Raw genomic sequence first — 12,617 nt, 5'->3', positions numbered from 1 at the left:
AAGGAGAATGATGAAGCAAAACATTTATGATAACCCCACATTTTTTGAAGGATATATGAATTTGCGCGATTCCAAAATGACCTATAATGATTTCCTAGAACAGCCTGCAATGAAAGATACACTTCCAGATCTGAAAGGGAAAAGGGTAATGGATCTTGGATGCGGAACCGGCGGGATGTCGAAATACTGTATTGAAATGGGTGCATCAGCTGTCGTAGGGGTGGATATTTCTGAAAAGATGATCTCCAGGGCATTAGTAGAAAATAAAGACGAAAATATAACATACGTTTGCAGTCCGATTGAAGATCTATCCTTTCAAAAAGAACCTTTTGACTTGATTGTAAGTTCACTGGCGATCCATTATATAGAAGACTATGAATTTTTGATCCGAAAGCTCCACTCCTTTTTAAAGCCGGGCGGGTTGTTAATCTACTCAACTGAGCACCCAGTCGTAACCGCCAGAAAGGACATGAAAAATTGGTGGCAAAATGCAGAAGGGGACCGGCTGCACTGGGCTCTTGATCATTACCGGGAAGAAGGGAAACGGGAACAGCATTGGTATGTAGACGGAGTGATCAAATATCACAGGACAATAACGACCTTGGTGAATGGTCTAACTGATCATGGTTTCATGTTGGAAAAGATGTTGGAGCCCCTGCCCACAAAGGAAGGGATCGACCTAATACCGAGTTTAAAAAATGAAGAACGAAGGCCATCATTTCTTATTATTAGATCAAGGAAAACAGACTGATTCTCTAATCTAAACGTAGGATAAGGAACTGATATACTAATAAAAAAGGACCTCAGCTTGTGATGTCCTTTTTCATCTATATAGGAGCAATTAATGTGCTTCTACTGCTTTATTAAGTGTTTGATAGACTTTAATTGTAGAAATGTTAATTCCCATTTGCACAAATTCGATACTCATCTCGGGGCGCATCCCTGATAAAATCGGTTCAATTCCAAGTAATTTAAGGCTGTCAATCAGTTTCATGACCCCTTGTTGAAATAACGGATTCACTTCATACACACCGGAGAGGTCAATGATCAATTGTTGTATGGAAAGCTTTTTGCACTCGAGCAGAACATGCTCTGCCATCATTTCTCCACGAACTTCATCGACTTGACCTATTAATGGCAGTACAGCCAAGTCTGAGAAGATGGGGACGACCGGCGTAGATAAGGAAAGATATTTTTCCTCCGAGATCTTCAACTGCTCATCTGCAAATTCACTATACGCTTCACAAAAAGCGGAAATCATCGTTGTGAACGATTCGTCGATATCATGTGTAATCTCCAGAAAGATCTCTTTCGTCAGAGTGTCATCATTTTGAAGGATTACATCTTCCAATATCGCTTTTTTATACAAAGAGACTTTACTTATTGACATATTGAGAGGGATTCCTTGACCGCAAGCAAGTCTTCCAACCTCTTTTCCCCAATTCCTTGAATGACTCTCAAAGCTTTCTTCCTTCAGTAATCCATTGCCAATGAGTTCGATGAGCCGAACAAAATATGGCAGACTGTCACTTCTTCTTTCCTCTTTATATAGGTCGGGGTACGAGGTTGCAAGTTCAGAGAAGATCGAGTTGGCGATTTCCCATTTTCTATCAAGCAATTGATCCCCTGTGGAAGTGGTAATTGTATGGTGAGTCATTTTCATCCTCCAGTTGAATCTTTTTCCTTTAGTATAGAGCATTATGCATATTTAGTATAGGCGATTAATAGTATACCAGGTATATTGACAAAGAAGTTGATTTTACCATATAATTTCAATAATTTATAATATTTCCAATTTATTCGATTCGAACAGTGGATTGTGAAAATCTGGTCTATGCTCGGATTGTTTTGTGAAATCCATCAAGGTTGGAATCGTACAATGAAGATAACTGAGGTGGTGACTCTCGTCCGTAAGATTCAGGTCTTTTAGGAGGAGGTTTTTTTATTTAATTCAAGGGAGTGTTTTGAAATGAATACCGTATTAATTGAAGTTCCTACAATGATTGAAACAGAAAGACTGAAACTAAGGATACCTCAACCGGGTGACGGCACTGCAGTCAATGCGGCGATCAAGGCTTCCTTATCTGAATTACAGCCGTGGCTCGGCTTCGCCCGAAGTAACCCATCTGTTGAAGAAACGGAGACGAACACCCGTGAAGCACACGCCAAGTTCATTACCAGGGAAAGCCTAAGATATTTGATCTTTTTGAAAGATACCAATAAATTCGTAGGTTCTACAGGTTTTCACAATATCGATTGGAGTGTTCCGAAATTTGAAATCGGATATTGGATCGACACCCGAATGAGTGGAAATGGATATATGGCCGAAGCAGTCGGGAAGCTAACCGAATTGGCTCTGAATGAGCTGAATGGAAAAAGAGTCGAGATAAGATGTGAATCCACGAATGACAAAAGCCGGGCGGTTCCGGAAAGACTCGGCTATGAATTGGAGGGGATCCTTCGAAATGAAGACTTGTCAGTCGATGGAGAACGATTAACGGATACATGTGTGTATGGGAAAATATCCGGAAGCTGATAGGCTCATTGTGCAATAAACTCTGAAAATAAGAACGTTCAACAATTGTAGACGGTAAAAAAACTTTAATTTATAGAATATAAAGTTCCAACTGAACATAAAACAACCAGTTTTCTTCAAAAACTGGTTGTTTTATTCCGTTGATTTTATGAAACGGGCCAATCTTTTTTTAACATACTATAGGTTACAAGGTCTTCATAATGATCATATAACCACTGCCCATCCCGTGTGATGCCTTCTTTTGTAAATCCTAAACGTATGGGAACACCTATGCTTTTCTCATTGTTGAAGGCACATTGGATTTCCACCCTGTTAAGATCCAGTTCGTTAAATAAATAGTTTACGAGGGAGGTAATGGCACGTGTGATGATCCCTTTTCCTTGTGCTTGTTCACTGAGGAGATATCCAATGCTCGTGCTACGGTTTTTCCAATCGATAAAATGGAGTCCGACCATACCGACCAATCTCCCATGATAACGTATCCCTGCATCAAATCCGTTGTTTTCCGCATAATTCCGGATCCAAATAGGGATGACCGGCTCTAAATCCCCTGGTGATTGGCGTTTATCTACCCATAGAAGCCACTGTCGAAGATGATCCCGGTTCGAATCAATCAGTTCGTATAATTCCTCCTTATGGTGCTGTTGAAATAGCTCGATTGAAATCTCTTTATCCACTGTGAATGAAAACATTGGAACATCTCCTTTATTATATTTAGAAGATTATACCATATTCATCGTGTTGATTCGTTTATATAAGAATTAAATGTATGGATAAAAAGGGGATTTATTTTATAATAGTAGAAAATAGTTGAAGGAGGTGGTGACATGGTAATGAGATCGATCTTGCCAGAGTCCCAAGCGTCTCATGCAAAGCCTATTATTAGAAAGGCGACACTTTGCATGGGATGGTATCGAATTTGATCGCCCTGAAAGTCCATTTCTAGTAAGTCGGCTTTGCACCTTATTGACTGAATTCAGGTAGAAGATAAGGAGCTGACTGAAATGAAATATGTAAAAGCGGAAAGCGTGTTACCTCAATCATTGGTAAAAGAGATCCAAAAATATGTACAGGGGGAAACCCTTTATATACCGAAACCGAAAGCGGAGTACCGAAAGTGGGGGAGCCGTTCAGGAAGCAGGAGGATCATTGATGAACGAAATGCCAAAATCAAAGCAGCTTTCTCAAATGGAAAGCCGATCCAAGAATTGGCCTGTGAATATTATCTTTCAAGTGAAACAATCAAGAAAATCGTTTACAAAAAGCACTGAGTTGGATCAGTGCTTTTTTCAGTGTATATATTAATTCTAAGTGAAACTCTACATATCCAGAAAGTATAATAAGGGTATATAGTATAAGAGAGCACATGTTCATCTGCATGGCTGAAAAGAGTGCAAAATGTTTTAGATTTAGGAGCGATAACGATGGATCCATTTATTCGAAATGATCAATACAATTTCATCAAGTATCAAACACAGGCGCTGATTAACGGGTATTCAACCGTAAATGATCTTGGTGTTCTCGAAGCATTGAGGGGACTCGTGTACGATAAGGTGATGAATCTATTTGAAAACCTAACCCCACTGCAGCAAAAGGAACTCCAATCGATTGTTACTATCAGGGATACAGAGCAGGCAGAGGACTTTCTGATTGGACTAAAACCATTCGTGATCCCTTTTCCTGCATTGAGTGATTCCGCAGTGAAAAAATTATTCCCTAAGGTAAAAAAGTTAAAAACACCTGCATTGGATGAAATACAGTTAAAAGATATTTCCTATCTGGGCTGGAACGATTACGGTCAGGAAAGGAAATATATCGTTGCAGAATACGAAGGGAAGTTGAGAGGCTTCAAAGGGACATTCAAAAACAGCAGCAAGAAAGGACTTTGTACGATATGTAACACGTTTGGAAACGTAGGGTTTTACCTTTCCGAATCCAAAACGTCTGCTCATGGAACCTTTGTAAAGAAGGGGAATTATATTTGTCAGGACAGCGATGAATGCAATGAAAAGCTGAAAGATAAAGAGAAATTGGATGATTTTATCCAACGGATTAATCATTAAGACCATACGCCGGGTAAAGTTTCCGGCGTATGTTTTTTTATCTTTATACTATATTACGGAATTCCAATTCTTCTCAACACTTATAAATCCCTTGAAACATTCCCATACTTTCAGTAGTATAGATAAGTAGAAAATTGTAGAGTTTCGAAATGAGGGTTTTAAATGGAAAAGAAATCCATATATGGATTAACATTAGATCAACTGACAACTTGGCTTGTTGAAAATGGACAAAAGAAATTCCGCGCGGCTCAAGTGTGGGATTGGCTATATAAAAAGAGAGTGACAAACTTTGCGGATATGAAGAATTTGAACGCTGACTGTGTTCAGCTCCTGGACGATCACTTCTATCTTCATACGCTCACACAAGAGGTTAAACAGGAATCGAAGGACGGTACAATCAAATTCTTGTTTAAACTTGAAGATGGTAATCTGATCGAGACCGTTCTGATGCGTTTTAACTATGGCCTGAGTGTGTGTGTCACGACACAGGTAGGTTGTAACATCGGTTGTACATTCTGTGCAAGTGGACTCCTGAAGAAGAACCGTGATTTATCAAGCGGCGAGATTGTCGAACAGATTATGAATGTTCAACATCATCTCGATGAAGCAGGGAACGGCGAGCGTGTCAGTCACATCGTCGTAATGGGGATTGGTGAACCGTTCGATAACTACGATAATATGATGGACTTTTTCCGTGTCGTGAATGATCAGAAGGGTCTTTCCATCGGAGCGCGCCATATTACCGTTTCCACAAGTGGACTGGCTGACAAAATTTACAAATTTGCCGATGAGAATATTCAAATCAACCTGGCTGTATCTCTTCACGCACCAAACAACGAATTGCGTACAAGAATCATGAAGATCAACCGTGCGTATCCGCTCGAGAAGTTAATGCCAGCGATTGATTACTATTTAGAAAAAACAAATCGACGCATCACGTTTGAATATATCTTGTTGAGTGATGTGAATGATCATAAGGAAGAAGCCCTTCAGTTGGCGAAACTGCTGAAGAATAAGCGTCATCTTTCTTACGTTAACCTGATTCCTTACAATCCGGTCGACGAACACAATCAATATCAACGAAGTACAAAAGAAGCGATCGTTGAATTCTATGGTACCTTACTGGAACATGGTATCAACTGTGGTGTACGTGTGGAGCAGGGGACAGATATCGACGCAGCCTGTGGTCAGTTGAGAAGTAAGCAAATCAAGAAGGATAAAGTGAAATCGTAATATGTATATATGAAGCACGTGAATTCCTGAGTGGGATTTATGTGCTTATTTTTTATGATTAAAAAAGTCTGAAACTTTTTATTCTATAATTGTTGAATTTATCATTCTATAATTATAGAATATATATAGAAAGAAATTTTTGGAAAAGGGGTTTGTGAATATGGATATACTTCATATGACCAGTCGGAAGAGAGAAACATACGAGGTGAGAATCGAATCTTCCCTGCTATGGGAATGTGCTTTAGGGATTGCTGCGATCACCAACACGAGGCTTATTGATACGTTAGAGAGGCCCAAAGAATTTTGGGACAAGTTGAAAAAGTCTCTAACGGACTCCCTGATGCAGGATTTAGAGTATGTAGAAAAGAATAATACGTGGAAATCCCTTCTCCTGTTATTGCATCAAAGGGAATTTGGTACCTTACAAGAGTTCATCACGTATTTGGATGATTTGGAAGATGAAGAAATCAAATACCACTGCATTCCCTACATAGGACATAAATTTCAAGAACTTCGAAAGCTTGCATCAAAGGGGGATGTGACATCACGGAACAAATTAAAAGAACATACGGACGATAACCCATATTATCCAGGCTATATCGAATTCATCTGCACTACAAATGTCCATAACCTTAAGAAGCACTTAATGAGTGTAATGACCAGATGGTACGAAGAAGTGATTCGACCTGAACAAGAGACACAAACTGGAATATTGAAAAGGGATAGGCAGTCTAAGGTAGAGATGAGTGAAAAACTCAATCCCGAGGCTTTGGTGGAATGGGCCACCGGCGGCATCACCTATTTACCCGAGCCAGCTGTCCACACTGTACTCCTCATTCCCCAGTCCATTTACCGCCCTTGGAATGTCGAAGGGGATATTGAAGGAGTGAAGGTGTTTTATTATCCAGTCGCCAACGAAAGTATCTATCCCGATGACAAGGATATGCCAAGCTATTTTCTCGTCCAGAAGCATAAGGCACTCGGGGATGAAGCCCGCCTGCGAATGGTGAAATTCTTGAAGAGATCAGAACGGACCCTCCAGGAAATCACCAACGAACTGGATATGGGGAAATCCACCGTCCACCATCATTTAAAAATTCTCAGATCTGCCAGGCTCGTTGAAACCCTGGATGGAAAATATCGCCTGAAAGAGAATGCCGTTCAATCATTATCGAATGAATTGAATCACTATTTAACAAAGGAATAAAGGGGTGTCCAGAATGGGAGAGCGTGCGGTCAAGCTGAGTGAATGGGGAGATTTACCACCTTTAAAGAAAAATTATCCTGTTTTCAAGTTTATGGGTGGAAATCTGATTTCATTTTTCGGAGATCAAATCTATCTAATTGCCATTCCACTTATGGTTTTATCTATAACGGGTTCCCCCCTGAGCATGGGGATTGTAGCTGCACTTGAGAGATTACCGATTCTGTTGCAGCCTTTCGCGGGTGTTTTGTCCGATCGATTCAACCGGAAGCGTCTGCTGCTATTTTGCGATTTAGGGCGGTGCATACTTGTTGGGATCATCGGGATTCTATTTATTAACGGTACTTTGGAGATGTGGATGGTATATCCCTTGGTGTTTGGTATTGGATCTCTAAGTCAAATCTATAATACTTCTCAATTTGCTTCAGTTCCAGGTCTGGTAAGAAGAGAAGACCTTCAAGCCGTGAATTCATTAAATTCCGGGGTGTTCAATTCAGCTGTATTTTTAGCACCGGGTATAGGTGGGTTGATCATTTCTTTTTTAAATCCAGGATACGCCCTGTTGGTGAACAGCATCAGCTTTCTCGTCTCATTTCTTGCCATTGCGAGTCTCAAGATGAAGAGGAATGAGAGAGATTCATCAAGAGCTTCCATATGGGGAGAAGTCAGAGAGGGATTTGAATTCGTTCTAAAGACCAAACCGATTTTGTACACAAACCTTGCCATGGTATCTTCCGTATTCGGAACAACATTGTTCCTTACATTAATAGTGTTTCACTTGAAAGATTCCGTGAATATGAATACGGTTATGATAGGCTGGTTGTTATCAGCTGGCGGAGTGGGTGCGATTTTGGGTGCGGTGACGTCAAACTTCTTTCGGAAATGGTTTTCTTATAGAAGCATATTATTTACGGCCTCTGTGGTTGGAGGACTTTCGATTCTCCTTTTCGGTTTGATGGAATCGTATTTCTGGCTCGCGGTCATGAACGCTGTAGGGACCTTCTGTGCTTCGCTGATGAGTCCCTGCATCATTACGATCCGACAAACGTTGTCCCCCGATCACTTATTGGGGAGGGTACAGGCCACGAGCCGTCTCATGACGTGGGTCCTCATGCCCATCGCCGCTTTCCTGGCAGGGATACTTGCCCAAGCAATCGGAACCAACCTGACCATCGTACTTGCCGGAGCGATCTCAACCCTCGCTTCCATACCTTACCTGCATCATAGCTTAAAAGATCAGTAGAGGGACGGACCTCTTACGTTCATTATGGTAGGATGGGAGTAGCATATTATTGGTAGAGACATCAAGGTTTTATTCATTATGAAATAACGAGACTCAGAAAGGGGAAAAGGGATGCAATCGAATCACCATGACATCACCATCATCGGAGCAGGAGTAAGCAGTATTTTTCTTGCTTATACCTTGATAAACGAAAATGAACATGTTTCCATTCACATGATTGATATCGGGAAGGAACTGAGTGAACGTACATGTGGTTTAGATGAGGGAGGACCCTGTACGTGTGAAAGTATGTGCAGTAAATACATAGGGTTTGCAGGTCTTGGGAAATCAGAGGGCAAATTTAATTATACGAATGATTTTGGCGGGGAACTTGGCAGGAAACTCGGACAGCAAAACACTCTTGAATTGATGAGGGAAGTAGACAATATTCTCTGTGAATTTGGCGGTGATAGCGTACCCTCATATAGTACGAAAAATGAGAAGCTTTCAAGTAGGGGAAGAGAGGCGGGCTTGAAGGTTCTTTCCACGGAGGTCCGACATTTAGGAACACTTCTTTCGAGCGAGATTTTCGAGAAGATGTATGAAGTGCTGAAAAACCGTATAACCTTCAGCTTTGAAACCCGTGTCGAGACCATCTCTAAAAAGGGTGAGGGCTTTCTCTTAACATCGACATGCGGTCCATTCACCACAGAAAAACTGGTGATAGGGACAGGCATGAGTGGAAGCAAATGGCTTAAAGGACAAGCTGCTTCACTTGGCCTTTTTCCGGGAAAGACGCGACTGGATATGGGGATTCGCGTGGAAATGAAAGGTGACCAGCTTCAATCAATTCTACAGGACACCTTTGAAACAAAGTTGCAGATCGAAAGGGATTCATTCAGAGCTACTACCTATTGTATGAATCCACATGGAAGGATCATCCGGAAACATCAGCATGGCTTGGTGATGCCGGATGGACAAAATGCCCGTGAAGAGGATACACCGAGTGCGAACCTGAACTTCAGTTTATTTGTTCCACGTTATTTTCAATCCCATGATGAGGCAATGAAGTATACAGGGGAGATCATAGGTGGAATCAATCAAGGACGAGGGAGGATTGTCGTACAGCGATTGGAGGACTTTAAACTCCAAAGACGTACTGAATCGTTGGAGGGGAATTTGATAGGTCCGTCCCTCAATGCGGAATGCGGAAATATGAGAGAAGAGGTCCCGGCATTGTATGGGATGGCCCTTACCGAGTTTTTAGGTTCTCTGGAAGCTCTTATTGGGGAACCGATCCACCCCGATACGCTTCTGTACGGGTTGGATGCGAAATTTCATGAATCTAAATTACCGACGGATGAGAACTTTGAAACGGATATATCAAATCTGTTTCTGGTTGGTGATTGTTCAGGAGAAACTCATTCCCTGTCCCAGGCTGCGGCAAGCGGTGTATATTTAGGAAAATACTTCATTAATCATATTTCCAATAAATGATAATTTTAGAATAATTTGAAACCTTTTTGCCTGTTTTAATAGTACTACTAACAAAAGTCCTTATTTGATTGCAAGTTTCGTGTTTCTAGTATTAAGCTGGGGGATTTCATTTTATATGGCATATCATTAAAGATGATGAGGAGGGGATGCGTTGTCTGACTGGGGTGTTTTGTTTCTCTTATTTCTGATCATGATGATCATCTTGGCCTTGACCAACATTTTGGTTATGAAGATTTCAGGTAAAAATAAAAAGAAGAGAATCTGGTCAGGAATCATCTGTATATTGATCACACCTGTGGTTTTTTTCTTGACCGGTTTGTCGGTAAGTCCATTAGATCCATATGGATTTGGGACAGGAGTGCTCATGATAATTTATGGTGCTTTTTTTGCATTGAATGGGGTAGGGATTGTTGTAACTGGACTATTTCTTGAATCAGAGAATCGTTAAGAAGAGGAAGGTTCACAAATGGGTTCTCAAACAGAAATCTCTTTAGTCCTATGGACATCAGTGCTATACTTGATGGAATGAGCAATTTGAAAAGGGGAATAAAAGCCGTATGAGATATATGAAATCACAAATGAAACTGTTAGTCAGGGACAATAAAGAATTACAAGGAAGATTGAAAGTACTGATGGAAGAAATGAATATAGAGAGAACATTTGCCCTTAAAGCTCTGTATCATTCGGAAGTTGCGGATGGTGGGAAATTTCAGGCTGCGTATCAGGCATTGGACTTACCGAAGGAGTAAGTCTTTTTTTTATGAAATGGTTCCTCGCTTTTATCTTATATGGTAAAATCATACATATTGTGAGAGGGTGTACACATATGAAATTTGTATTTGACTTAGACGGAACGATTTGCTTTAAAGGGAAGCCCATTTCAACAAGAATCGTCCAATGTTTACTGGAGCTGAAATCGGATGGTCACGAAGTAATATTTGCATCCGCCAGACCGATTCGTGATATGCTCCCTGTACTGGATGCACGATTGCATTCTTTTCCTTTGATTGGTGGGAACGGTTCTCTTCTTTATCATAAAGGTAAAGTGATTCATTCAACTTCTTTTCATGAAAAAGACCTTAAGATGATCCATGACCTCATCCATCAATATGAGGCAACCTATTTAATCGATAGCGAGTGGGATTATGCTTATACAGGTCCAGCCGATCATCCAATCCTTGATTTCCTTGATCCCGACAATCTTGCACAAAGGCATCCAGTCGCTTCACTGAATTCAATAGTGAAGATATTATTGTTATCAGCATCTAACTTTCAGGGATTAATTGATGAATTACAAGACTTGGATATCGTCGTAAACTTACATACGAATGAAAACGTAGTGGATATCAGCCCTTCCAATATTCATAAATGGAGCGCACTTTCGCGATTTGGAGTGGATGAAGGAGACTTTATTGCATTTGGTAATGATACCAATGACATCAGTATGTTCCAGAAAGCAAGACATTCTGTCATGATAGGGTATCATAAAGGACTTTCGAGCTTTGCTGATGAGCAAATCCCACTTACAGGAGATTATGAAGGGGAAATCATTAGGAAGTTGAGGGAATTGTCATCTGCATATAGTGAAATCAGTGTGGAAACGAAGTAAGCTGGCTTAGGAGAAATCCTTTAAGCCGGCATTTTTTTTGTCTTAATCTTATTGATTGACTATCAGAATGAAATATATTATATTAATTGACGGGTCAACAATTGACCTGTCAATTATTTAAAAGGAGGAGGATGCTTTGTCCAACTCGTGCCGTGAGGAAGAGAAGATCATTGTTCAACTCAATGATATATATAAGCAAATGAGTCCGAAGTTTGAGCGCTGTACCGGTATCAGTCAATCGCGCCTGGACCTTTTGCACAGACTGTTTGAAGTGGAAGAAATCAGTCAGACCGCGCTTCAGCGTGAAGTGAATATAGACAGTGCCGCCGTGACCAGGCACCTGAAACAACTTGAAGGAAAAGGAATGGTTTCCCGTCGTAAGAATCCTGCGGATAACCGTTTTACTTATGTTCGACTGACAGAAGAAGGAAGAATGAAGATTGAAGCTTACAGGGAAGAGAAAGAGATTTTTATCTCTAAAGTCTTCAAGACCTTCACTGAAGAAGAACGTTCGATTTTATCTGGAATGCTGAACAGAATTCAGGATAATGTCCAAGACATCGAATACTAAATAAAAACACATAAAGGAGAATGCATCATGAATACAACAAAAATCAATGATTTCAATGAAATTATCACAGGTCGTCGTTCAATCCGAAACTATGACCCATCCGTAAAAATCAGCAAAGAAGAAATGACAGAAATTCTTACAGAGGCAACACTTGCACCGTCTTCTGTTAATCTGCAACCTTGGCGTTTTGTTGTCATCGACAGTGCAGAAGGAAAAGAAACCCTTGCACCACTTGCCAAATTCAACCAAAACCAGGTGAAAACATCTTCTGCAGTCATCGCTGTATTTGTTGATATGAACAGCCTCGACTATGCGGATGAAATATACAACAAAGCTGTTGAAGAAGGACTAATGCCTGCAGAAGTTAGAGACAGACAGCTGCCAGCCATTAAAGGTTTACTTGAAACAATGCCTCAAGATCAGTTCAGGGAAATGAACCTTATTGATGCAGGATTAGTATCCATGCAATTGATGCTTGCTGCACGTGCCCACGGATATGATACCAATCCGATAGGTGGATATGAAAAAGATCAAATTGCCGAAGCTTATGGTATGGAGAAAGAACGTTATTATCCTGTCATGCTGATTTCAATCGGGAAAGCTGCCGATGCGGGGTACAAATCAGTCAGATTACCAATCGAATCCATTGCAGAATGGAAATAATTTAAAGAGGAGTAAAGAA

General features: G+C 40.6%; 15 protein-coding genes. 13 read left to right on the top strand and 2 right to left on the bottom strand.

The features are described 5' to 3' along the window. Nucleotides 1-10: 10 nt before the first annotated feature. A complete protein-coding gene (locus N5C46_RS03870; RefSeq protein WP_261751005.1) occupies nt 11-751 on the top strand; it encodes a class I SAM-dependent methyltransferase in 741 nt (246 codons plus the stop codon). 90 nt (nt 752-841) lie between these two features. Here the strand turns inward: N5C46_RS03870 and N5C46_RS03865 are convergent, their stop codons facing one another. Further along, nucleotides 842-1,657 carry an STAS domain-containing protein gene (locus tag N5C46_RS03865; RefSeq protein ID WP_261751004.1) on the bottom strand — a complete coding sequence of 272 codons (816 nt, stop codon included), beginning with the start codon at nt 1,655-1,657 and terminating at the stop codon, nt 842-844. A gap of 312 nt (nt 1,658-1,969) precedes the next feature. Between N5C46_RS03865 and N5C46_RS03860 the strand changes: the two genes are divergently transcribed. Next, nucleotides 1,970-2,536 (top strand): GNAT family N-acetyltransferase, encoded by a 567-nt coding sequence (locus N5C46_RS03860; protein ID WP_261751003.1) that lies wholly within the window; start codon nt 1,970-1,972, stop codon nt 2,534-2,536. A gap of 146 nt (nt 2,537-2,682) precedes the next feature. Here N5C46_RS03860 and N5C46_RS03855 read toward each other — a convergent pair whose 3' ends face one another. Next, the gene (locus tag N5C46_RS03855) at nt 2,683-3,228 is read right to left on the bottom strand and encodes a GNAT family N-acetyltransferase (RefSeq protein WP_261751002.1); all 546 of its coding nucleotides are present in this window, start codon (nt 3,226-3,228) and stop codon (nt 2,683-2,685) included. A 312-nt stretch (nt 3,229-3,540) separates the two neighbouring features. Here N5C46_RS03855 and N5C46_RS03850 point away from each other — a divergent pair, with 312 nt between their 5' ends. From N5C46_RS03850 to N5C46_RS03800, 11 genes are all read left to right on the top strand, one after another. Next, nucleotides 3,541-3,807: a CD3324 family protein gene (locus N5C46_RS03850; protein WP_261751001.1), complete on the top strand. Its 267-nt coding sequence runs from the start codon at nt 3,541-3,543 to the stop codon at nt 3,805-3,807. 153 nt (nt 3,808-3,960) lie between these two features. After that, a complete protein-coding gene (locus tag N5C46_RS03845) occupies nt 3,961-4,599 on the top strand; it encodes a FusB/FusC family EF-G-binding protein (RefSeq protein ID WP_261751000.1) in 639 nt (212 codons plus the stop codon). Between the two features lie 162 nt (nt 4,600-4,761). Then, on the top strand, nt 4,762-5,832 hold the full coding sequence (rlmN, locus tag N5C46_RS03840; RefSeq protein WP_034759748.1) for a dual-specificity RNA methyltransferase RlmN: 1,071 nt from the start codon (nt 4,762-4,764) through the stop codon (nt 5,830-5,832). A 160-nt stretch (nt 5,833-5,992) separates the two neighbouring features. After that, complete coding sequence (locus N5C46_RS03835) at nt 5,993-7,039, top strand: ArsR/SmtB family transcription factor (protein WP_261750999.1); 1,047 nt, start codon at nt 5,993-5,995, stop codon at nt 7,037-7,039. 13 nt (nt 7,040-7,052) lie between these two features. Then, the gene (locus N5C46_RS03830) at nt 7,053-8,279 is read left to right on the top strand and encodes an MFS transporter (RefSeq protein WP_261750998.1); all 1,227 of its coding nucleotides are present in this window, start codon (nt 7,053-7,055) and stop codon (nt 8,277-8,279) included. Between the two features lie 111 nt (nt 8,280-8,390). Further along, nucleotides 8,391-9,755: an NAD(FAD)-utilizing dehydrogenase gene (locus N5C46_RS03825; RefSeq protein WP_261750997.1), complete on the top strand. Its 1,365-nt coding sequence runs from the start codon at nt 8,391-8,393 to the stop codon at nt 9,753-9,755. Between the two features lie 151 nt (nt 9,756-9,906). Further along, nucleotides 9,907-10,203, top strand: coding sequence for a hypothetical protein (locus N5C46_RS03820; RefSeq protein WP_261750996.1), 297 nt, complete (start codon nt 9,907-9,909; stop codon nt 10,201-10,203). Between the two features lie 109 nt (nt 10,204-10,312). Then, complete coding sequence (locus N5C46_RS03815) at nt 10,313-10,504, top strand: hypothetical protein (protein ID WP_261750995.1); 192 nt, start codon at nt 10,313-10,315, stop codon at nt 10,502-10,504. A 77-nt stretch (nt 10,505-10,581) separates the two neighbouring features. Beyond that, a complete protein-coding gene (locus tag N5C46_RS03810; RefSeq protein ID WP_261750994.1) occupies nt 10,582-11,364 on the top strand; it encodes an HAD-IIB family hydrolase in 783 nt (260 codons plus the stop codon). A 136-nt stretch (nt 11,365-11,500) separates the two neighbouring features. Next, nucleotides 11,501-11,935 carry a MarR family winged helix-turn-helix transcriptional regulator gene (locus N5C46_RS03805; protein WP_061810271.1) on the top strand — a complete coding sequence of 145 codons (435 nt, stop codon included), beginning with the start codon at nt 11,501-11,503 and terminating at the stop codon, nt 11,933-11,935. Between the two features lie 27 nt (nt 11,936-11,962). After that, nucleotides 11,963-12,598, top strand: a complete 636-nt coding sequence (locus N5C46_RS03800; RefSeq protein WP_420720436.1) for a nitroreductase family protein — start codon at nt 11,963-11,965, stop codon at nt 12,596-12,598. The last annotated feature ends 19 nt before the right edge of the window (nt 12,599-12,617 follow it).

The organism is Rossellomorea vietnamensis (assembly GCF_025398035.1).
Lineage (GTDB): Bacteria > Bacillota > Bacilli > Bacillales > Bacillaceae_B > Rossellomorea > Rossellomorea vietnamensis_B.
This window is presented reverse-complemented; position numbering and strand designations above follow the sequence as displayed.